The organism is Streptomyces sp. NPDC001709 (genome assembly GCF_053596375.1).
Genome location: NZ_JBSFGB010000019.1, coordinates 1 through 20935 on the forward strand (window position 1 = coordinate 1; position 20935 = coordinate 20935).

16 protein-coding genes are annotated in these 20935 nt (G+C 72.8%); 9 read left to right on the forward strand and 7 right to left on the reverse strand.

What is annotated here, in order from left to right; translation table 11 throughout:
- Positions 1-91: 91 nt before the first annotated feature.
- The 3 genes from ACWC0C_RS26120 to ACWC0C_RS26130 all read right to left on the reverse strand — a co-directional run bounded on the left by ACWC0C_RS26120 (position 92) and on the right by ACWC0C_RS26130 (position 5330).
- Positions 92-1102 (reverse strand): SDR family oxidoreductase, encoded by a 1011-nt coding sequence (locus ACWC0C_RS26120; RefSeq protein WP_449193982.1) that lies wholly within the window; start codon positions 1100-1102, stop codon positions 92-94.
- 80 nt (positions 1103-1182) lie between these two features.
- Entirely contained in the window at positions 1183-2292 is a 1110-nt protein-coding gene (locus ACWC0C_RS26125) for an enolase C-terminal domain-like protein (RefSeq protein WP_450866202.1), read from the reverse strand.
- The gene (locus ACWC0C_RS26130) at positions 2289-5330 is read right to left on the reverse strand and encodes an FAD-binding and (Fe-S)-binding domain-containing protein (protein WP_450866204.1); all 3042 of its coding nucleotides are present in this window, start codon (positions 5328-5330) and stop codon (positions 2289-2291) included. The genes ACWC0C_RS26125 and ACWC0C_RS26130 overlap by 4 nt, the downstream gene beginning before the upstream one ends.
- 138 nt (positions 5331-5468) lie before the next feature.
- On the opposite strand from ACWC0C_RS26130, the gene ACWC0C_RS26135 reads away from it, so the two are divergent.
- The 5 genes from ACWC0C_RS26135 (at position 5469) to rfbC (ending at position 10617) form a co-directional block, all read left to right on the forward strand.
- Positions 5469-5906 carry a MarR family winged helix-turn-helix transcriptional regulator gene (locus tag ACWC0C_RS26135; RefSeq protein WP_450866206.1) on the forward strand — a complete coding sequence of 146 codons (438 nt, stop codon included), beginning with the start codon at positions 5469-5471 and terminating at the stop codon, positions 5904-5906.
- A complete protein-coding gene (locus ACWC0C_RS26140) occupies positions 5903-7312 on the forward strand; it encodes an MFS transporter (RefSeq protein ID WP_450866207.1) in 1410 nt (469 codons plus the stop codon). The genes ACWC0C_RS26135 and ACWC0C_RS26140 overlap by 4 nt, the downstream gene beginning before the upstream one ends.
- A gap of 7 nt (positions 7313-7319) precedes the next feature.
- Complete coding sequence (locus ACWC0C_RS26145; RefSeq protein ID WP_450866208.1) at positions 7320-7904, forward strand: hydrolase; 585 nt, start codon at positions 7320-7322, stop codon at positions 7902-7904.
- Positions 7905-8054: 150 nt separating this feature from the next.
- Entirely contained in the window at positions 8055-10004 is a 1950-nt protein-coding gene (locus ACWC0C_RS26150) for a glycosyltransferase family 2 protein (protein WP_450866210.1), read from the forward strand.
- Positions 10005-10008: 4 nt separating this feature from the next.
- Positions 10009-10617 carry a dTDP-4-dehydrorhamnose 3,5-epimerase gene (gene rfbC / locus ACWC0C_RS26155; RefSeq protein ID WP_449193976.1) on the forward strand — a complete coding sequence of 203 codons (609 nt, stop codon included), beginning with the start codon at positions 10009-10011 and terminating at the stop codon, positions 10615-10617.
- 159 nt (positions 10618-10776) lie between these two features.
- On the opposite strand, the gene ACWC0C_RS26160 is transcribed toward rfbC, so the two are convergent.
- Complete coding sequence (locus ACWC0C_RS26160; RefSeq protein ID WP_449193975.1) at positions 10777-10962, reverse strand: hypothetical protein; 186 nt, start codon at positions 10960-10962, stop codon at positions 10777-10779.
- Between the two features lie 183 nt (positions 10963-11145).
- On the opposite strand from ACWC0C_RS26160, the gene ctaD reads away from it, so the two are divergent.
- Complete coding sequence (gene ctaD, locus ACWC0C_RS26165) at positions 11146-12810, forward strand: aa3-type cytochrome oxidase subunit I (protein ID WP_449193974.1); 1665 nt, start codon at positions 11146-11148, stop codon at positions 12808-12810.
- The gene (ctaF, locus tag ACWC0C_RS26170) at positions 12807-13190 is read left to right on the forward strand and encodes an aa3-type cytochrome oxidase subunit IV (protein WP_450866211.1); all 384 of its coding nucleotides are present in this window, start codon (positions 12807-12809) and stop codon (positions 13188-13190) included. Before ctaD ends, ctaF begins: the two co-directional genes overlap by 4 nt.
- Here ctaF and qcrB read toward each other — a convergent pair.
- The 3 genes from qcrB to ACWC0C_RS26185 form a co-directional block, all read right to left on the reverse strand.
- Positions 13126-14619, reverse strand: coding sequence for a cytochrome bc1 complex cytochrome b subunit (gene qcrB / locus ACWC0C_RS26175; RefSeq protein WP_450866213.1), 1494 nt, complete (start codon positions 14617-14619; stop codon positions 13126-13128). The genes ctaF and qcrB overlap by 65 nt on opposite strands.
- Positions 14616-14891, reverse strand: coding sequence for a hypothetical protein (locus tag ACWC0C_RS26180; RefSeq protein WP_449193971.1), 276 nt, complete (start codon positions 14889-14891; stop codon positions 14616-14618). The genes qcrB and ACWC0C_RS26180 overlap by 4 nt, the downstream gene beginning before the upstream one ends.
- Positions 14892-15487: 596 nt before the next feature.
- Positions 15488-17947 carry a SpoIIE family protein phosphatase gene (locus ACWC0C_RS26185; RefSeq protein WP_450866214.1) on the reverse strand — a complete coding sequence of 820 codons (2460 nt, stop codon included), beginning with the start codon at positions 17945-17947 and terminating at the stop codon, positions 15488-15490.
- 194 nt (positions 17948-18141) lie between these two features.
- Here ACWC0C_RS26185 and lanKC point away from each other — a divergent pair, with 194 nt between their 5' ends.
- Together lanKC and ACWC0C_RS26195 are read left to right on the forward strand one after the other, a co-directional pair.
- Positions 18142-20754: a class III lanthionine synthetase LanKC gene (lanKC, locus tag ACWC0C_RS26190; RefSeq protein WP_450866216.1), complete on the forward strand. Its 2613-nt coding sequence runs from the start codon at positions 18142-18144 to the stop codon at positions 20752-20754.
- Between the two features lie 37 nt (positions 20755-20791).
- Positions 20792-20905, forward strand: coding sequence for a SapB/AmfS family lanthipeptide (locus ACWC0C_RS26195; protein ID WP_449193968.1), 114 nt, complete (start codon positions 20792-20794; stop codon positions 20903-20905).
- The last annotated feature ends 30 nt before the right edge of the window (positions 20906-20935 follow it).

Sequence of the window (20935 nt, forward strand, 5' to 3'; positions counted from 1 at the left end):
CTGCCTCAAGCACCGCAAACTGTTCGACGAACACACGGCCTTCCCCTACGAACTCGCCGCCGTCGCTTGACACGCTAAGCGCCTGAGGTGTCTATGCGGCCCGGGAGGTCAGCCGGCGGATTCCGCGTGCGGCGCCCAGCAGAGCCGCGCCCGTGCCGAGGGCGGTGGCGGTCGGGTGCCGGGCCAGGGTCTGCTGCCAGGAGCGGGGGTGGGCGCTGTCGTCGAAGGAGCCGTGGGCGCCCTGGTCCTGGGCGGGGTCCTGGTCCACCGGTGCGAAGAGGTTGTCGAGGCCGGCGGGCGGGATGCGGTCGGTCTGCTGGGAGTCGAAGCCGGTGCGGGCGAGGTAGCGGTCGAGCAGGGCCGGGGCGAGGCGGTTGGCCCAGAGGGTGCCCAGGGTGCTGGCGCCGACGTAGTACTGCTTGCGGCGCGGATGGTCGGCGGCGTACACGACGCCGCGCGCGGCGACCTCCGGCTGGTAGATCGGCGGTACCGGCATGGGGTGCCGGGGCAGGCGGGAGCGTACCCATTCGAACTGGGGGGTGTTGACGGCGGGCAGCTGGACGACGGTGATGCGGACGTGGCTGCCGCGGTGCAGCAGTTCGGTGCGCACGGCGGAGGTGAAGCCGTTGACGGCGTGCTTGGCGCCGCAGTACGCCGACTGCAGCGGGATCGACCGCTCCCCGAGCGCCGAGCCGACCTGCACGATGGTGCCCCGGTCGCGGGGCAGCATGCGCTTGAGGGCGGTGCGGGTGCCGTTGACGAAGCCGAGGTAGGTGACGTCCGTGATCCGCCGGAACTCCTCCGCGGTGATCTCGTCGAACGGCGCGAACACGGTCGCGAAGGCGCAGTTGATCCATACGTCGACGGGGCCGAACTCCTTCTCCGCGGCCTCGGCGACGGCCTCCACCTGGGCCTGGTCCGCCATGTCGGCCGCCTGGACGAGGGGGCGTCCGCCGAGGGCCGCGACCTCGTCCGCCGCAGCCGCGAGGCCGCCCTCGCCGCGCGCGACCAGGACGACATTGCTCCCGCGCCGGCCGTACAGGCGGGCGGTGGCGCGGCCGATCCCGGCGCTGGCGCCGGTGATGACGACGGTCGAGGGCATGGTCATCTCCCTTTCCCAGACGGTGACTTCACTAGGTGACTGCACGAGGTGGCTGCACGAGGTGGCTGCACAGGGTGGCTTCACTCCACCCGGTACGGCCCGGCCCGTTCCTCGACGAGGGTCAGTCCCAGTCCGGGTGCCCCGTCGGCGCCCGGGGTGATGCTGCCGCCGCCGGGGTCGAGGACACCGTCGAAGAGGAGCCGCTCGATGCGGACGTGGTCGTGGAACCACTCCAGGTGCCGCAGGTTGGGCACGGCAGCGGCGGCATGCGCGTGGGCGTGCGGTGCGCAGTGGCCGGAGACGTCGATCCCGCGCGCGTGGGCGAGCGCGGCGACCCGCAGCCAGACGGTGATGCCGCCGCACCGGGTGACATCGGCCTGGAGGCAGTCGACGGCTCCGGCGGCCAGCATGTGCTCGAAGTACGGCAGCGTGTAGCCGTACTCGCCGGCGGTGACGTCCATCGGGAGGCGGCCGCGGAGGTCCGCGAGCAGGGTGAGGTGGTCGGAGGAGACCGGTTCCTCGAACCAGGTCACGCCCTGGTCCGTGAGCGCGTGGCCGACGCGGGCGGCCTGTGCGCCGGTGTAGCCGCCGTTGGCGTCCACGTACAGCTCCGCCGCGTCGCCGATGGCGGCCCGTGCGCGGGCGACCCGTTCGAGGTCGCGCCTCTCGCGGGCACCCCATGACTCGCCGATCTTGATCTTGACGCGGGGGATGCCCTCGTCCTCGGTCCAGCCGCGCAGCTGGCGGTCCTGGCGTTCGGCGTCGTACGTGGTGAAGCCGCCGCTGCCGTAGACGGGCACGTCGTCGCGGGCGGCGCCGAGCAGGCCGGTGAGGGGCAGGCCGAGCAGCCGGGCCTTGAGGTCCCACAGGGCGATGTCGACGGCGGAGATCGCCTGGGCGGCCACCCCTGGCAGTCCGGCGTTGCGCACGGCCCGGCACATCCGCTCGTTGGCGCGCGGCACATCGAGCGCCGGCAGGCCGGTGACGGTGCCGGCGAGGAGTTCGCGCGCGACGTGGGCGGTGGCGGCGGGGGCGTAGGTGTAGCCGAGGCCGGTGGTGGTGCCGGAGCGGACGGTGGCCAGGACGAGGGTGGTCCGGTCCCAGGCGAGGGTGCCGTCCGCCTCGGGGGCGTCGGTGGGGACGGTGTAGACGGCGGTGTCGACGTCGTCGACGGTCGGCCGGTCGCTCACGCTCGCCTCCCCAGCCGTCCCAGCCCGTACCCGGCGCCCGCGGCCAGCGCCGCGGCGGAGGCGGTCGTCGCCCAGCGGGCCGTGCGCGAGGGCTCGGGCGGGCGGTCGGCCAGGCGTTCCGGCTGGTCGCTCGGCAGATTGCCGTCGAGCGCGAACGCCAGGGCCTCGGCGAGGTGCAGGGCGCGGCGGCCGGTGCCGCCCTCCTCGATCTGGGTGCGGCAGCTGAAGCCGTCGGCGAGGATCAGGCTGTCGGGCACCGCTCCTCGTACGGCGTGCAGGACGCCCTGTTCGGCGACGGCCATGGAGACCTCGTGATGACCGCGTTCGAAACCGAAGTTGCCGGCGAGCCCGCAGCAGCCCTCGTCGAGGACCTCCGCGTCCAGGTGGGCGCGGCGCATCAGTTCGCGGTCGGCGTCGAACTTCATGACGGCGTGCTGGTGGCAGTGGGTCTGCACGGTCGCCTGCCGGGCGAGCCGCGGGGGCCGCCAGCCGTCGGGGGCGTGGTGGACGAGCTGTTCGGCGAGGGTGCGGACCTGTCCGGCCAGCCGCCGCACGTCCTGGTCACCGGGCATCAGTTCGGGTGCGTCGGCGCGGAAGACGGCCGTGCAGGAGGGTTCGAGGCCGATGATCGGGGTGCCCGCCTCCAGATAGGGGCGCAGCACTCCGAGGGTGCGGGTCAACACCCGCTTGGCGACGGCGAGTTGGCCGGTGGAGATCCAGGTCAGACCGCAGCAGACCGGCTCGGTGGGCACGGCGACCCGGAAGCCCGCGTTCTGAAGGACCCGTACGGCCGACTTCGCAATCGCGGGGTGGAAGTAGGTGCTGAAGGTGTCGGGCCACAGCACCACGGTGTGCGGGTCGGCCGGATCGGGTTCCTCCTCGTCATGGGCCCGCCACCACTGGACGAAGGACTCCTCGGCGAACACCGGTGCCGAGCGCGCGCCGTCCACGCCGGCCAGCAGCTTGCCCGCGCGGGCGAGGCCGGGCGCGTGCAGCGCGGAGTTGACCAGGGAGGGCGCCAGGCGGGACAGCCGCGCCCACACCGGGAGCCAGCCCAGGGAGTAGTGCGCGGCGGGGCGCATCCGGCCCTCGTAGTGGTGGGCGAGGAACTCGGCCTTGAGGGTGGCCATGTCGACGCCGGTCGGGCAGTCGGACTTGCAGCCCTTGCAGGCCAGGCACAGGTCGAGGGCGTCGCGTACGGCGGTGGAGCGCCAGCCGTCCGTGATGGGGGAGTCGGTGTGGCCGTCGAGCATCTCGAACAGCAGCCGGGCCCGGCCGCGGGTGGAGTGCTCCTCCTCCCTGGTGGCCCGGTAGGAGGGGCACATCACGCCGCCGGAGTGGCGGCGGCACTCGCCGATGCCGACGCAGCGCAGCACCGCGCGGTTGAAGGAGTGGTCGTCCTCGGGGAAACCGAAGTGGGTCGGGGACGTGGCCGGTCGCCAGCCGGGGCCGAGCCGCAGCTGTCCGTCGACGGGGTTGGGGCGGACGACCTTGCCGGGGTTCATCCGGTCGCGGGGGTCGAAGAGGGCCTTCAGCTCGCCGAAGGCGGTCACCAGCCGCTCGCCGAACATACGGGTGAGCAGTTCGCCGCGGGACTGGCCGTCGCCGTGCTCGCCGGAGAGGGAGCCGCCGTAGGAGACGACGAGGTCGGCGGCGCGTTCCACGAAGCGGCGGAAGTCCGCCACGCCGTCGGCGGTCCGGAGGTCGAAGGGGATGCGGGTGTGCACGCAGCCCTGTCCGAAGTGGCCGTACAGGGAGGGGTGGTCGTAGTCGAACTCGTCGAACAGCACCTTCAGGTCGCGCAGATAGTCGCCGAGCCGCTCGGGCGGTACGGCGGAGTCCTCCCAGCCCTCCCAGGTCTCCCGGTCGTCCGGCGGGCGTGCGGTGACGCCGAGTCCCGCCTCACGGGCCCTGAGCATCCTCTGCTCGCGCTCGGGGTCGTCGGAGAAGGCGACCTTCGCGTCCTTCTCGTCGCGGCCGATGGCGCGCAGCAACGCGTGGGCCTGCTCGTCGACGTCGTCCTGGCTGTCGCCGCTGTACTGCACCATCAGCCAGCCGGCGCCCTCGGGCAGCAAGGCGAGCGAGTCGAGGTAGGCACCCTCCTCGCGCATCAGCTGCGCCATCCGGTCGTCCAGCGCCTCCAGTTGGGTGGGCGAGCAGTGCTGCAGCAGACGGGGTACGTCGTCGGCGGCGGCGCAGACGTCGTCGTAGCCGAGCACCAGCAGCGACTGGTACGGCGGGACCGGGACGAGGTCGAGTTCGGCGCGCAGGACGGTGACCAGGGTGCCCTCGCTGCCGACGAGCGCCTTGGCCACGTCGAAGCCGTTCTCGGGCAGCAGGGAGTCGAGGTTGTAGCCGGAGACGCGGCGCGGGATCTTCGGGTAGCCGCGGCGGATGTCGGCGAGGTACTCGCCGGCGATGCGGTCGAGGCCGCCGTAGAGCTCGGCGAGCCGGCCGCCGCCGGCGATGATCCGAGCGCGCTCGTCGGGCGGGGTGGGCCCGGTCCAGGCGCGCTGTCCGTCGTAGGTGAGGATCTCCAGGCGCCGGACGTTGTCGACGGTCTTGCCGTAGGCCTGCGCGGAGGCGCCACAGGAGTTGTTGCCGATCATGCCGCCGAGCGCGCAGTGGCTGTGGGTGGCGGGTTTGGGCCCGAACTGGAGCCTGTGCGGGGCGAGTTGGCGGTTGAGTTCGTCCAGGACGATCCCGGGCTCCACCACGCAGGTGCGCCGCTCGGGGTCGACGGAGATCAGCCGGGTGCAGTACTTGCTCCAGTCGATCACCACGGCGGTGTTGGCCGTCTGTCCGGCCAGGCTGGTGCCGCCGCCCCGGGAGAGGACGGGGGTGTCGAAGCCCGCGCACACCGACAGTGCCCGGGCACCGGCCTCGACCGTGCGGGGGAGGACGACGCCCAGGGGGACCTGCCGGTAGTTCGAACCGTCCGTGGCGTAGGTGCCGCGGCTGCCGGCGTCGAAGCGGACCTCGCCGTCCACCTCGGCGTGAAGGGCCGCCTCCAGGCCGGACCTGTCCGGAGGGGTCATCTGCGCTCCTTGGGTTCACCGGCGTGCTGTCCTGCCCGAGGACGGGCGAGTACCCGGCAATCGTTCAGGCAAAACTGAACAGGAGAACTGAACAGTTTGGGCTGGACAGTTCCAGCTGCCGGTTCTAGGGTGGGCGTCATGCCTGACATCTCCGACTCCGCCGCCCGCGCCGCGCGCGATCTGCGCGTGGTGTTCAGCCGGCTGCGGCGCCGTATCCGCGAGGTCGCACAGGACACCGACCTCAGCCCTTCGCAGGAGTCGGCGCTCACCCTGGTCGGCAAGCACGGCGCCGCCACCGCCAGCGCCCTGGCCGCCGCGGAGGGCGTACGGCCGCAGTCGATGGCGACCACACTGACCGCGCTGGACCAGCACGGTCTGATCCGACGCGCCCCCGACCCGGACGACGGCCGCCGCCAGCTGGTCACGCTGACCGACGCCGGGCGGGCCCGTATAGAGGGCAACCGGCAGGTCCGCGAGGAGTGGCTGGCCCGCGCCTTCCAGGACCGCTACACCGAGGAGGAGCGGCAGACCGTCCTCATGGCACTGGAGCTGATGGAACGGCTGTCGCAGCCGTGATACCGGGGCCCAGCGGAGGCACCGCGAAGGCCACCCGCCCCTCCCCCGCCGGATTCGACCGCCGGCTGATCCCGCCGATGGTCATCGGCTCGGTCCTCAATCCGGTCAACTCCTCCATGATCGCCGTGGCCCTGGTGCCGATCGGCGTCGCCTTCGGCGCCCCGCCCGCCGAGACGGCCTGGCTGGTGACGGCGCTCTACCTGGCCACGGCCGTCGGGCAGCCCGTCATCGGCCGGCTGGTGGACATGTACGGCCCGCGCAGGCTCTACCTCGCCGGTACGGCCCTGGTCGGCATCGCCGGACTGCTCGGCGCGCTCGCGCCCTCGCTGGGCGCGCTGATCGCGGCCCGGGTGCTCCTGGGTTTCGGGACGTCGGCGGCGTACCCGGCGGCCATGCGGCTGACCCGGGGCGAGGCCGAACGCACCGGGCGGGACAGCCCCGCCGGGGTGCTGGCCGTGCTGGCCGTCGCCAACCAGACGGTGGCCGTCGTCGGGCCCGCGCTCGGCGGCCTGCTGATCGGTCTGGGCGGCTGGCGTGCCGTGTTCACCGTCAACGTGCCGCTCTCGGCGGCCTGCCTGGTGCTCGGCGCACTGCGGCTACCCCGGTCCGGGACGATCCGGCGGCGCGGCGTCGACCTGACCGGCATGGCCCTGTTCGCGCTGCTGCTGGTCGCGCTGCTGCTGTTCCTGATGGACCCCCGTGCCGACCGCTGGTACCTGCCGGTGCTGTCGGCCGCCGCTGCCGCCGCTTTCGCGGTGCGCGAGCTGCGGGTGCCGGACCCGTTCATCGACCTGCGCGTCCTCGGCGGCAACGGCCCGCTGCTGGCCACCTATCTGCGCCAGCTGCTCGCCTACACCACCTCCTACGCCTTCATGTACGGCTACACACAGTGGCTGGAACAGGGGCGCGGGCTCAGTGCCTCCACCGCCGGTCTCGTGCTGCTGCCGCAGTCGGTGGCCGCGCTGGTCGTTTCCGCGTTCACCGGTCGCCGGGAGGCGGTGCGCGCCAAGCTGCTGATCGGCTCCGCGCTCCAGCTCGCGGGCTGTGCCCTGCTGCTTGTGGTGCGGTCCGGCAGTCCGCTGTGGCTGCTGCTCGCGGTCGGCGCACTGCTCGGCATTCCGCAGGGCCTCATCGGCCTGGCCACGCAGAACGCCCTGTACCGGCAGGCCGATCCGGAGCGGATCGCCTCCGCGGCCGGGCTGCTGCGGACCTTCTCCTACCTCGGCGCGCTGGGCGCGTCCGCCGCCACCGCGGCGTTCTACCCGCACCGCGCCGACACGGCCGGGCTGCACGGCCTGGCCCTGTTCATGCTCGCCGGCTCCGCCTTGTTGTCGGCGACGACTCTGCCGGACCGCTCACTCGGCCGGCTCGGCACCACCTCACCTCCAACCCCTGGAAAGGCCTGACCGACTCATGTCGCTCACCACGCTCGACCCCCGTACCGCCCTCGTCGCGATCGACCTGCAGAACGGCATCGTGGGCATGCCGGTCCAGCCGCACGCGGCCCCGGACGTCGTCTCCCGCACGGCCGAACTCGCAGGCGCCTTCCGCACGCACGGGCTACCCGTGGTCCTGGTCCGGGTCTCCTTCGCGCCCGACTGGGCGGACGCCGTCCCCGGCCGCACCGAGCGCCAGGCCCGGGGCCTCGCCTTCCCCGAGGGCTGGGACACCGTCGTCGACGAACTCTCCGGCCACCCCGGCGACATCCGCGTCACCAAGCACAACTGGAGCGCCTTCCACGGCACCGACCTGGACGTCCAGCTGCGCCGTCGCGGCATCACGCAGATCGTGCTGACCGGCATCGCCACCAGCATCGGCGTGGAGTCCACCGCCCGGGACGCCTACGCCCACGGTTACCACGTCACCCTCGCCACCGACGCGATGGCCGACGCCGACGCCGAGGCGCACGCGAACAGCGTGGAGCGGATCTTCCCGCGGCTCGGCGAGAGCGGCACCACCGCCGAGATCCTGGAGCTGCTCGCCAAGACCCGCGCCTGACCGCCGAGTTCCACAACCGGTCGGCCGGCCCGGCCTCTTGGGGCGGAGTGGGGGTACCCGCACATCCGCGCCGGGGGCCGGGTTAGCATGCGGCCACGCCCCCCGTGCCACGGAGGCAACGGCAGGCGAACAAAGGGGGCTTGGAGCCGGATGCCGGTCAAGGTCAGCGTCATCGTCCCCGTGTACGACCCGGGGCCGCACATCGAGGACTGCATCGCCTCGCTGCTGCGCCAGTCGCTGTCTCCCGACTCCTACGAAGTGATCTTCGTGGACGACGGCTCCACCGACTCCACCCCGGCCCGGCTGGACGCGCTCGCCGCCGAGCACCCGCACGTCCGCGTCATCCACCAGGAGGGCTCCGGGTGTTCCGGCAGGCCCCGCAACGTGGGCATCGAGGCCTCCCGCGGCGAGTTCGTGGTGTTCGTCGACCACGACGGCCGGCTCGGCGACGAGGCCCTGGAGCGAATGTACGACTACGGGGTCGCCAACAAGGCCGACGTGATCGTCGGCAAGACGGCCGCAGCGGGCCGCCCGGTGCCGGTGGAGCTGTTCCGGCGCAACCACCCGCACGCCACGGTGGACAACGCGCCCCTGATCGACAGCCTCACCCCGCACAAGATGCTCCGGCGTTCCTTCCTGGACCGCACCGGACTGCGCTTCCCCGAGGGCCCGCGTCACCTGGAGGACCACGTCTTCGTCACCGAGGCCTATCTGCGCGCGGACAACGTCTCGGTCCTCGGCGACTACGTCTGCTACCACCACCGCGAACGCGACGACGCCGCCGACGCCGGCTCCCGGCGATTCGACCCGGTCGGCTACTTCAAGAACCTCCGCGAGGCCCTCGACGTGGTCGAGCGGTACACCGAGCCGGGCCCGCTGCGCGACAAGCTGCTGCGCCGCTGGCTGCGGGTGGAGATGGTCGAGCGGATGAGCGGCCGCCGGCTGCTGGCGCTGCCCGACGACCACCGGCGCGAGCTGCTGCGGGAGATGCGGGCGGTCGTCGCTGAGCGTTTCGGGCCCGGGGTCGCCCCCGGGCTGCGCCCCGGCCGGCGGATCGTCGCCGCGCTGATCCGCGAGGACCGCTACGACGACCTGGTCGCCCACGCCGAGTGGGAGGCCGGGGTGCGGCCCCGTGCCGTCCCGGCCACGGTCGACTGGCGGGACGGCGCCCTGTGTATCGGCTTCACCGCCGAGTACACCACCGCGGACGGCCCGCTCTCCGTCCCGGCGGACGCCCCCGGGCCACCGGCTGACGGGGCGCCCCGCGATCTCGCCGAGGCCGTGTCCTGGCTGGCCGCGGCCGCCGAGGACGGCTTCGAGGCCGCCACCGTGGACCTGATCGTGCGCGACCGGGAGAGCGAGGCCTTCTTCTCCCAGCCGGTACGGGTCACCCGCGAGCGGGTCCCCGCCGAGGACGGCGGCACCCGGCTGCTGCTGCACGCCACGGCCACGGTCGACCCCGCCACAGCGGCCGGCGGCGACCCGCTGCACGGCGGGCTGTGGGACCTGTACGTGCGGGTCGGCCTGGGCGGCTGGACCAAGGAGTGCCGACTGGGCCCGGCCCCGGCCGAGGAGCTCGCACTGCCGCCGGCCGGGATCGTCACGGACCGGGTCGTCCTGCCGTACTGGACGCAGCGGTGCCGCAACCTGACCCTGGACGTGGACCGTGCGGTGAAGTCCCTCGGTCTGCACCGGCTCACGCCGGCGGACGCGGCGGTCTCCGACGCCGCGACCCTGACCGTCGCGCTGCCGCTGTACGTGCCCGACACCACGGCGGCCACGGTCGGCCTGGTCGGCGCCTCGGGCCGGACGCTCGACCGGCCGGCCGTGCTCACGCCCGCCGACGGCGTCCACGCACTGCTGGAGACCGGCCTGCCGCTGCACGAGCTGCGCGGCGCCCTGTGGCGCACGGAGCTGCGCCTGGCCGGCGGCCGGATCCTGAGACTGCCGCTGCTGCTGCGGGTGGGCCGCACCCGCGGGGCGGTCGAGGTGGTCCGCCCGGCACCCCCGGGGCGGCTGCGCCGGCTGGTGCGCGGGGTACGGCGGCTGCTGGGCCGGGTACGAGGAACGCGTACGGCCACGACTACACGGAAGGCATGACGGCGTGCGGCAACTGGGGATAGGCGACGCCTGGGTGCTGGAGCCCCAGGTGTTCCCGGACGACCGGGGCAGTTTCCACGAGTGGTACCGGGGCGCGGAGTTCCGCGAGGCCACCGGTTACGACCTGCAACTCCTCCAGGCCAACTGCTCGGTGTCCCGGCGGGGTGTGCTGCGCGGCATCCACTTCGCGGACGTGCCGCCCGGCCAGGCCAAGTACGTCACGTGTGTGCGCGGAGCCGTCCTCGACGTGGTCGTGGACATCCGCGTCGGCTCCCCCACCTACGGGCAGTGGGAGGCCGTACGGCTGGACGACGGGAACCGGCGTGCGGTGTTCCTCGCCGAGGGCCTCGGGCACGCCTTCATGGCACTCACCGACGACGCCACGGTGGTGTACCTGTGCTCGGCCGGGTACGCGCCACGGCGTGAGCACGGGCTGCACGCGCTCGACCCGGCGCTGGGCATCACCTGGCCCGAGGACATCGCACCGGTGCTGTCCCCCAAGGACGCCGAGGCGCCCTCGCTGGCCGAGGCGGAGCGATCCGGGCTGCTGCCCGCATACGCGGACTGCACCGCCCACTACGAGCGGCTGCGCTCCGGGGACTTCAGCGGCTGACGGCGCACGGGCGGGTCGGCATGGCGCGGACGAAGCTCCGGCCGTGCACGCCGTACGGCCAGCCGGTACGCAACACGGCCGATCCGCTCGCAAGTTCGGCGACCCGAGGCGTGCGAGCCGGGAACGCGCGTGGGCTGTTACGACGGTGTGCCCGCTCGCTCAGTCCTCGCCCCGGACGATGTTGTCCTCGGACACGTCACCCCGCTGGTCGGCGGAGGTGCGGTCCAGTACGGCGGGCAGACAGGTGCGCACTCCCCGGTCCCGCCGGCGGCGGGCCTGCGCCCGGCCGGTCTCGGGGTCGATGGGGGCGGGCTTCTCACTGGCTTGCGCGGTCACGTCGTTCATCTTCCTTCTGCGAGCTGTACCGGGCCGAGTAGCCGTATCGCCGGTCCTCAAACCCGGACGGGCTCCGGCCGTTCAGCCCCGGCCACCGCTCGCAGCCCCCGGCGCCCGGGTGTTCGGGCGTGGCGCGCGCGGGGCCGCAGGTCACCGGGGGTAGCGTCACCGGCGATGACGGAACTACCTGAAATGTCGGACACGCGCGAGATCGTCGCGCGCTACACGGCACCCGCCCCGCGTCCCGGCCGGGCCGTACTGCGCTGGGTCTCCACCGCCGACCACAAGGTGATCGGCCGGCTCTACATGGTCACGGCGTTCTGTTTCTTCCTGCTCGCGGGCCTGCTCGCGCTCGGGATGCGCGCGGAACTCGCCCGGCCGGGTCTGCAGTTCCTGAGCGAGCAGGGCTACGACCAGTTCTTCACGGTCCACGGCACGATCATGATGCTGCTGTTCGCGACCCCGATGTTCGCCGGGTTCGCCAACGCGGTGATGCCGCTGCAGATCGGCTCGCCCGACCTGGCCTTCCCGCGGCTGAACGCGCTGTCGTACTGGATGTACCTGTTCGGCGGCCTGATGGTGGTCTCCGGGTTCCTGGTGCCGGGCGGGGCGGCGGCGTTCGGCTGGTTCGCCTACGCGCCGCTGAACAGCGCCTACTTCTCCCCCGGCGCCGGTGGTGACCTGTGGGCGATGGGGCTGGTGGTCTCGGGTGTGTCGACCACGCTGACCGCGGTGAACTTCATCACCACGATCCTGTCGCTGCGGGCGCCGGGCATGACGATGTTCCGGATGCCCATGTTCACCTGGAACGTGCTGTTCACCTCGATCCTGATCCTGCCGGCGTTCCCGGTGCTCACGGCGGCGCTGCTGGCGCTGGAGTCGGACCGGAAGTTCGGGTCGCACGTCTTCGACGCGACGAACGGCGGCGCGCTGCTGTGGCAGCACCTGTTCTGGTTCTTCGGGCATCCCGAGGTCTACATCGTGGCGTTGCCGTTCTTCGGGATCATCTCGGAGATCATTCCGGTGTTCTCCCGCAAGCCGCTGTTCGGCTATCTGCCGATGATCGGGGCGACCATCGCGATCACGATGCTGTCGGCGGTGGTGTGGGCGCACCACATGTTCGCCACCGGCGCGGTGCTGCTGCCGTTCTTCTCGATCATGTCGTTCCTGATCGCGGTGCCAACCGGCATCAAGTTCTTCGCGTGGATCGGCACGATGACCAACGGCTCGGTGTCGTTCGAGACGCCGATGCTGTGGTCGCTGGGCTTCCTGGTGTCGTTCCTGCTGGGCGGGCTGAGCGGGGTGCTGATCGCCTCGCCGCCGCTGGACTTCCATCTCACCGACACCTACTTCATCGTGGCGCACCTGCACTATGTGCTGTTCGGCACGGTGGTGTTCGCGATGTTCGCCGGGTTCTACTTCTGGTGGCCGAAGTTCACCGGGAAGATGCTGGACGAGCGGCTCGGCAAGCTGCACTTCTGGCTGCTGTTCCCGGCGTTCCAGCTGACCTTCCTGGTGCAGCACTGGCTCGGCGAGGCCGGGATGCCCCGCCGGTACGCGGACTATCTGCCCGCGGACGGCTTCACCCTGCTCAACACCCTGTCGTCGGCGGGCGCCTTCCTGCTGGGCATCTCCACCCTGCCGTTCCTGTACAACGTGTGGCGCACCGCCACCAGGGGCGAGAAGGTCACCGTGGACGACCCTTGGGGATGGGGGCGGGGCCTGGAGTGGGCGACGTCCTGCCCGCCGCCCCGGCACAACTTCCTGGCGCTGCCCCGGGTGCGCTCGGAGTCACCCGCCTTCGACCTGCACCATCCGGAGGTCGGGCGCATGGCCGAGGAGGAGGGAAGCCGGTGAAGGCGGAGGCGCTGCTGTTCGGCGGGGTCGCGGTCTTCTTCGGCGGGTCCGCGGCGCTGTACGGGATGTGGTCGCAGGACGAGACGGGCACGGTCGCGCTCGTCGTCGCGTGCGGGATGGCCTCACTGGTCGCGTTCTTCTGCCTGATCCAGTACCGGCGCCGGGGGGCGCGGGCGCAGGACCGCACGGAGGCGGAAGTGGCGGACGGGGCCGGGCCGGTGGCGTTCTTCCCCGACGAGAGCCTGTGGCCGATCGTCACCGCGCTGGGTTTCGCGCTGACGGCGACCGGCGTGGTCTTCGGTCTGTGGCTGTTCGTCATCGGCCTGGGCGTCCTGGCGCGCGGGGTGTTCGGGCTGGTGTTCCAGTACGCGCACCGGTGAGCGGTCTGCGCGGGGCACCCGGCCGGAACGCCCCGACGGGCTCGTGATCGGTCTCGTAACCGCCGGTGACGCTCTGCCGGATCTCGCCCGTGGGTACACCCTCGGCCAGCCGCTCGATCTCGGCCGCCGTCAGGGCCCGGCACAGCCACCGGGTCACCAGGAAGGCGAGGACCGGTGCCACGATCAGGGCGATGCGCAGAACCCAGGTGATGGCGTTGACGGAGACACGGAAGGTCTGGGCGATGACGTCGTTGCCGCCGGCCAGCAGCAGCACTCCGTAGAACACGGTGCCCGCGACGCCGAGCCCGGTGCGGACGGGCCGCTCGCGGGGCCGGTCGCACAGGTGCCGCTCGGTGCGTCCTTCCCCGGTCAGCCGCTGCTCGGCGAAGGGGTAGGCGTAGAGCACGGCGAACAGCAGGCCCGGCAGGACGACCGCCGGGAGCAGGACGTTCCACATGAGGGTGTGTCCCGCGACGTTCGTCTCCCACGGCGGGACCAGCCGCAGCGCGCCCTCCAGGAAGCCTACGTACCAGTCGGGCTGGGAGGCGGTGGAGACCTGGTCGGGGCGGTAGGGGCCGTAGTTCCAGACCGGGTTGATCTGGGCGATGCCGGACAGGAGCACCAGGACGCCGGTGACGATGACGGCCAGGCCGCCGGAGGAACCGGTGAACTGCGGGAAGAACGGCTTGCCTACGGCGTTGCGGTGGGTGCGGCCCGGGCCGCGCCACTGCGTGTGCTTCAGGTGCACCACCAGGATCAGGTGCACGGCGACCAGTGCGATCAGGGCACCCGGGAGCAGCAGGACGTGCAGCGGATACAGGCGGGTGATGATGTCGTGGCTCGGGTACTGGCCGCCGAAGGCGAAGAAGGCCACGTATGTACCGACGACCGGGATCGACAGCATGATGCCCTGCGCGATGCGCAGTCCGGTGCCGGAGAGCAGGTCGTCGGGGAGCGAGTAGCCGGCGAAGCCCTCGGCGAGCGAGACCACGAACAGGGTCAGCCCGATCACCCAGTTCAGCTCGCGAGGCCGGCGGAAGGCGCCGGTGAAGAAGATCCGCAGCATGTGCACGCCGATGGCGGCGACGAAGACCAGCGCGGCCCAGTGGTGGGTCTGCCGCATCAGCAGTCCGCCCCGCACGTCGAAGCTGATGTGCAGGGTGGAGTCGAAGGCGGCCGACATGCGCACGCCGCGCAGCGGCACATAGCGGCCCGCGTAGACGACCTCGCGCATCTCCGGCTGGAAGAACAGGGTCAGCCAGACCCCGGTCAGGATCAGCACCAGGAGGCTGTACAGGGCGAGTTCACCGAGCAGGAAGGACCAGTGGTCGGGGAACGCCTTGCGCAGCAGCGGGCCGCCCTCCAGGACGGGCAGCCGGGCGTCCGCGGCGTCCACGAGCCGCTCGGCGCGGCGGCCGGCACGGCTCATGCGTCCTCGGGCTCCGCCGCCGCGCGGGCCACCTCGTCCTCGACCTCGGGGCGCGGCCGGCCCGTCTCCTTCGCGTACTCGCTCACGGCGGTCTGCACGTCCCTGGCCAGGTCCCGCCAGGCGCGCAGCGCGGTCTCATAGGTCCCCGACTGAGCCCCGGTCATCCGCCGCTCGGCCGGCGGACCGTACGTGTCCCGCAGCTCCTCCACCGTGGCGTGCGCCGCCTCGGCCGCACGCTGCTTCTGCACGAGTTCCTCGAAGGTGTGTGCCACACTAATCGACCCTAGGCACCGCTCCCGCCCCACGCCTCCCCAAGCCTCACCAACCTGCGGGAAACGCACCCGTGTGGCGGTCAGCCACGGGGGCCGTCGGCAGCGTGCACGACTGGTGGATACGGGGCTGGCCGCTCCAGGGCCGGCTGGTGTGTGCGCGGCCGACGGTGCGAGGACAGACCGGTGGGTACGCGGCCGGCTGTCCTAGGTTCGGCCGGTGGGAACGCGGCCGACGGTGCCAGGGCCGACCGGTGGATACACGGCCGGCTGTCCCAGGACCGACCGGTGAGTACGCGGCCGACGGTGCTGGGGCGGCCGGCGGGCACTGTTCGGCTGTGGCGGGTCCGTTGGCGAGGTACGAGATCGGCCGCGACGGATGCGTCGGGGAGGTACGGGATCGGCAGCGGCGCTCGGCCATCGGGTACGAGGCGAACCGGGACGGCGTCGGGGCAGGTACGAAGCCGACCGCTGCGAGGCCGGACGGCCGGAACAAGCCCGACCGCCAAGCCCAGCCCAGACCCACCACGACCGTCAATCACCACACCCCACACCCACCACAACCCTCAGCCACCACACCCCACCACCCACCACAACCGTCAGCGCCCAGGCACAAGGTCCGCCCACACCTGCTTGCCGCCGCTGACCGGGATCGTTCCCCAGGCCGCCGATACCGCCTCCACCAGGAGGATGCCCCGGCCGCCGGTGGCCTCCCAGCCGATGCTGGCCGGTTTTACGGGGCTGCGCGGCGAGGCGTCGGCGACGGCGAGCCGCAGGCGGTGGTTGACCAGGCTGAGGTCGAGGCGGACTTGTCCGCTGGTGTGCACGAGGGCGTTGGTGACGAGTTCGGAGACCACCAGCAGGGCCGCGTCCATGGTGTCCTGCGACACGCCCCAGGTGCGCAGGGTGCGCCGGGTGAAGCGGCGGGCGTGGCGGACCGCCTCCGGTACCCGCCACACCGTCCAGGTCTCGCGCAGCGGGCGTACGGTCATGCCGTCGTAGCGGATCAGCAGCAGGGCGACGTCGTCGCCCCGGTGGGCGCCGGTGAGCAGCGCGTCGGCGATCAGGCCGAGGTGTGCGGGGTCGGCGGCGGCCAGCTCCGCGGCGAGCCGGTCGATGCCGACGTCGATGTCGGCGTCCGGTGACTCCACCAGGCCGTCGGTGGTGAGCGCGATCACCGTGCCGGGCTGGAGCCGGAGCGGGGTCATCGGGAAGTCGGCCTGGGTGAGCACGCCGAGCGGCGGGCCGCCCTCGGCGTGGACGATCTCGGTGGAGCCGTCCGGGTGGCGCAGCACCGGCGGCAGATGACCGGCGCGCACGCACCAGGCGGTGCCCTCCTCCATGTCGACGTCGACGTAGCAGCAGGTGGCGAAGAGGTCGGTCTCCATGTCCAGCAGCAGCCGGTTGGCGTGCGCCACGACCACGTCCGGGGAGTGGCCCTCGGCGGCGTAGGCGCGCAGCGCGGTGCGCATCTGGCCCATCAGGGTGGCGGCGCCCGCGTTGTGGCCCTGGACGTCGCCGATGACGAGGGCGACGTGATGGTCGGCGAGCGGGATCACGTCGTACCAGTCGCCGCCGACCTCCAGGCCCGCGGTGGTGGGCAGGTACCGGGCGACGGCGACCGCGCCGGGCAGCCGGGGCAGGCGGCGCGGCAGCAGGGTGCGCTGGAGCATGCCGACGAGTTCGTGCTCGGCGTCGAAGGCGTGGGCGCGCAGCAGCGCCTGCCCGGTGAGGCCCGCGCAGGCGGTGAGCAGGGCGCGTTCGTCGGGGCCGAAGTCGCGCGGGCGGTCCCAGCCGATCAGGCAGGCGCCGGCCATGCGGCCGCCGGCCGGCAGCGGCAGCACCGCGAGGCCTCCGGGGCCGACGTCGGCGAGGGCGGGCTCCAGCGGGGTGCCGGCGGGCCAGATCCGGGAGCGGCCCTCGCGCAGCGCGGCGGCCAGGGTGGGCATGTCGCGCACCGGCGCGTCGGGCCACTCGGTGCGCCATTCGGTGCGCCACACCTCGGGCCAGGCCTCGGGTTCGGGCGGGTCGAGGACGGTGACGACGAGCCGGTCGTTCTCCAGTTCGGCGAGCGCGATCCGGTCGGCCTGCAGCGGTCCGCGCAGGGCGGCGACGACGGCTTTGCCGACGTCCTTGACGGTGCCCGCGGTGGCCAGGGCGGCGGCCAGGCGCTGGACCCGGGCCACGTCGGTGACGTCGGAGCGCAGGGTGGAGGCATCGGCGACGGTGCCGACGAGCCGGGCGGAGCGGCCCTCGCCGCCGGGCAGCAGCCGGCCGCGCAGCCGCAGCCACCTCGGCGCGCCGGAGGGCTGCAGGATGCGGAACTCCAGCTCGCGGTCGCCGATGGACATGTGGTCGGCCTCGACCACGGACATCAGCGCGGGCAGGTCCTCGGGCACGGTGAGGGCGAGCAGGGTCTCGACCCGGCCGTCGAAGGCGTCCCGGGAGAGTCCGAACAGCCGCAGGATCTCGTCGCCGACCTCGACCCAGCCGCTGTCCATGGCCAGGCTGAAGGCGTCCGGCGGCAGCTCACCGGTGTCGCCGGCGGGGGCGGCCGGGACGGGTACGGCGATCGCGCGGGCGACCAGCTCCAGGCAGGTCCGGTCGTCGGCGCCGAAGCCGCCGGGGTGCTCGCTGACGGCCAGCAGACAGCTGCCGCCCGTCTGGCCGAGCGGCAGGACGGCCATGAAGAACTCCGCGGACGGGGTGCGCCGGGCCTCGGGGCAGCCGGCCAGGTCCTCGGGGCCGAGCCAGAGCGGGCGTCCGGTGCGGTGGGCCTCGGCGACCGGGGAACCGCCGGCGGCCGGATAGCCGTCGCGAAGGCCGTACAGGGTGCGCGGCAGGCCCGCCGACTCGGCGAGGCACAGCTGGGAGGGGTCGTCGCCGGGTGTGTAGACACCGGCGAAGGCCGCGCCTGCGAACACCAGCGCCTGTTCGAGAACCCGGCGGAGCCGGTCGGGCGTGGCGGGTGACGCGGTGAGCGTGTCCAGGGCGGCTTCGGCACGCTCCGTTCTCGTTCTGCTGATCGCAGCGCCCTCACTCCTCACCACGTTCGCCATTACAGCGCGTGTGGGGCTTCTGCGCAGCCCCTGTGAACGCTCGGGGTGCTCGCTGCGCCCGTCGACTCGAAAGCCGCCGAACACATCTTGACCCATGAGTTCCGCATGGTGACCTCGTGACAGTTGTTACTGTCCGCCACCGTCCGACTCCTGCGAGTGTCTGTCCCGGCCACACGACGAGGGGCGGGAGGCGCATGGACAAGCGGTACGAGGTGTACGCGCTCGCCGACGGGCATTTCTACGACACGCCCGACCGGCTGCCGGGGGCGGGCGGTGAGCCGGCGCCGCTGTTCGCGACGGCGCGTCGCGCCGTCCCGGAGGGCTGGCACGCGGCGCGGTCCGGGGACTGGCTGACCCTGACCCCGCTCGACGCGGACGGCGCGCCGCTTCCGTCGCCGGCGCAGGGCTGGAAGATCCATTCCTCGGCGACCGCCGCGAACGCGGAACGCATCGCGGAGATCGTGTGGGACTACTGCCTGCCGCGCCGCATCCCGTTCAAGTTCGTGCCGGGCCCGCACCTGCTGCACCTGCGCAACGCCAAGTACGCGGGCCGCGACACCAGTGGCAAGTTCGTCACGCTCTATCCGGCGGACGAGGAGCAGTTGCACCGGACGCTGCGTGAACTGGGCGCGCTGCTGGAGGGTTTCGAAGGGCCGTACATCCTCACCGACCTGCGCTGGTCCGACGGTCCGCTCTACGTCCGCTACGGCGCGTTCGCCCGCCGGTACGTGGTCGACGAGCGCGGCTCGCTGGTCCCGGCGGTGACCGACGGTGCGGGCAGACTGGTGCCGGACCGGCGGGCGCCGTCCTTCCAGGTGCCGGAGTGGGTGACGCTGCCGGAGTTCCTGCGGCCGCATCTGCAGGCGCGCAACACCACGACGGTGGGCGAGTTGCCGTACCGCATCGAGAAGGCGCTGCACTTCTCCAACGGCGGCGGGGTGTACGCCGGCACCGACACGCGCGACGGGCGCCGGGTGGTGCTGAAGGAGGCCCGGCCGCACGCGGGGCTCGCCGCGGACGGCGCGGACGCGGTGGCCCGGCTGGAGCGGGAGAAGACGGCGCTGGAGCGGGTCGCCGGGACCGGTGTGGTGCCGGAGGTACGGGACTGGTTCCTGCTCGGCGAGCACCGGTTCCTGGTGATGGACCATCTGTCGGGCCGCCCGCTCAACTCCTTCTTCGCCGAGCGCCATCCGCTGCTCACGCCCGACCCCGACCCGGCCGCGATCGCCGCGTACACGGCGTGGGCGCTGCGGATCAACGCGGCGGTGGAGCGGGCGGTGGCGGCGGTGCACGCGCGCGGGCTGGTCTTCAACGACCTGCATGTCTTCAACATCATGGTGGCCGAGGACGAGGAGTCCGTGTACCTCATCGACTTCGAGGCCGCCGCGCCGGCCGAGGAGTACGCCCGGCAGACCGTCGCCCACCCCGGTTTCTTCGCCCCGCCGGACCGCCGGGGCACCGATGTCGACAGCTATGCGCTGGCCTGTCTGCGGCTCGCCCTGTTCCTGCCGGTGACCACGCTGTTCGTGGTGGACCGCGGGAAGGCGGCCCATCTCGCCGAGGTGATCGCGGAGCAGTTCCCGGACGTGCCGCGCGCCTTCCTGGACGAGGCGGTCGCGGAGATCACCCGGGACCCTGCGGGCGGACGGCGCAGCCGGCCGGCCCCGCCGGTGGTGCCCGGCGACTGGCCCTACAGCCGGGACTCGATGGTGAAGGCGATCCTCGCCTCCGCCACCCCGGAACGCGACGACCGGCTCTTTCCCGGTGACATCGCCCAGTTCTCGGACGGCGGCGGCCTCGGCCTGGCCCACGGCGCGGCCGGAGTCCTGTACGCCCTCAAGGCCGCCGGCGCCGCCCCGTACGACGAGGGCGAACGCTGGCTGCTGGACCACACCGCCCCGCCGCCGCCCGGCACCCCACTCGGCCTGTACGACGGGCTCGCGGGCGTCGCCCTCGTACTCGACCAACTCGGCCACCGGCAGCGGGCGTTGGACCTGCTCGACGGCATCCTGCGGGAGAACTGGCGCAGCCTCGCCTCCGATCTGCACGGCGGTCTCGCCGGGCTCGGCCTGGTCCTCGGCCGGCTCGCGGACACGACCGGCGAGCCGGAGTTGCGGCAACACGCCGCCGAGGCCGCCGACATCCTCGTACGACGACTCGCCGAACCGGTCCCGGACACCCCGCGCCGGCGCGCCGGTCTGCTGCGCGGAGCGAGCGGACCCGCCCTGTTCCTGCTCCGACGGTACGAGGAGACCGGCGAGGCCCGCTTCCTGACGGGGGCGGCCGAGGCGCTGCGGCGTGACCTGGACTGCTGTGTGACCCAGGAGGCGGGAGGCGGCCTGGAGGTCGACGAGGGCTGGCGGACACTGCCGTACCTCGGCGACGGCAGCGCGGGCATCGGACTGGTCCTGGACGACTACCTGGCGCACGCGGACAGCCCGGAGTTCGAGCGTGCCCGGTCCGGCATCCTCACCGCCGCCACCTCACGCTTCTACGCCCAGCCCGGCCTCTTCCAGGGCCGCGCCGGAATGATCCTGCACCTCGCCCGCGGCTCCGCGCCCGGCGCCACCCGCGAACGGCTGGCGCAGCAGATCGCGGGGCTCGGCTGGTTCGCGATGGCCTACCAGGGCCAACTCGCCTTCCCCGGCCACCAGATGATGCGCCTCTCCATGGACCTCGCCACCGGTACGGCAGGCTGCCTGCTCGCGCTCGCCGCGGCCCGCGACGACGCCCGCACGGCACACCTGCCCTTCCTTCCGCCGCCACCGGCGGCCCGCACACGCGGCTCCGCACCGACGGAGCCGTGACGCACCACCCCGTCCCCCATCAGGAAAGGACACCACCATGGCACTGCTCGACCTGCAGACCCTCGAGTCCGAGGAGTACACCCACACCGGCGCGAGCACCGTGAGCCTGCTCTCCTGTGTCTCCGCGGCGAGCGTTCTGCTCTGTCTCTGACCGCCCCGGCGAGCCCACGGCTCCGGACGG

What these genes read in the sequence shown, in the direction of transcription:
- ACWC0C_RS26120 (WP_449193982.1), bottom strand. Translation starts at nt 1,102, where the DNA reads ATGCCCTCGACCGTCGTCATCACCGGCGCCAGCGCCGGGATCGGCCGC.
- ACWC0C_RS26130 (WP_450866204.1), bottom strand. Translation starts at nt 5,330, where the DNA reads ATGACCCCTCCGGACAGGTCCGGCCTGGAGGCGGCCCTTCACGCCGAG.
- ACWC0C_RS26135 (WP_450866206.1), top strand. Translation starts at nt 5,469, where the DNA reads ATGCCTGACATCTCCGACTCCGCCGCCCGCGCCGCGCGCGATCTGCGC.
- ACWC0C_RS26145 (WP_450866208.1), top strand. Translation starts at nt 7,320, where the DNA reads ATGTCGCTCACCACGCTCGACCCCCGTACCGCCCTCGTCGCGATCGAC.
- ACWC0C_RS26150 (WP_450866210.1), top strand. Translation starts at nt 8,055, where the DNA reads ATGCCGGTCAAGGTCAGCGTCATCGTCCCCGTGTACGACCCGGGGCCG.
- ACWC0C_RS26160 (WP_449193975.1), bottom strand. Translation starts at nt 10,962, where the DNA reads ATGAACGACGTGACCGCGCAAGCCAGTGAGAAGCCCGCCCCCATCGAC.
- ctaD (WP_449193974.1), top strand. Translation starts at nt 11,146, where the DNA reads ATGTCGGACACGCGCGAGATCGTCGCGCGCTACACGGCACCCGCCCCG.
- qcrB (WP_450866213.1), bottom strand. Translation starts at nt 14,619, where the DNA reads ATGAGCCGTGCCGGCCGCCGCGCCGAGCGGCTCGTGGACGCCGCGGAC.
- ACWC0C_RS26185 (WP_450866214.1), bottom strand. Translation starts at nt 17,947, where the DNA reads ATGGCGAACGTGGTGAGGAGTGAGGGCGCTGCGATCAGCAGAACGAGA.
- lanKC (WP_450866216.1), top strand. Translation starts at nt 18,142, where the DNA reads ATGGACAAGCGGTACGAGGTGTACGCGCTCGCCGACGGGCATTTCTAC.
- ACWC0C_RS26195 (WP_449193968.1), top strand. Translation starts at nt 20,792, where the DNA reads ATGGCACTGCTCGACCTGCAGACCCTCGAGTCCGAGGAGTACACCCAC.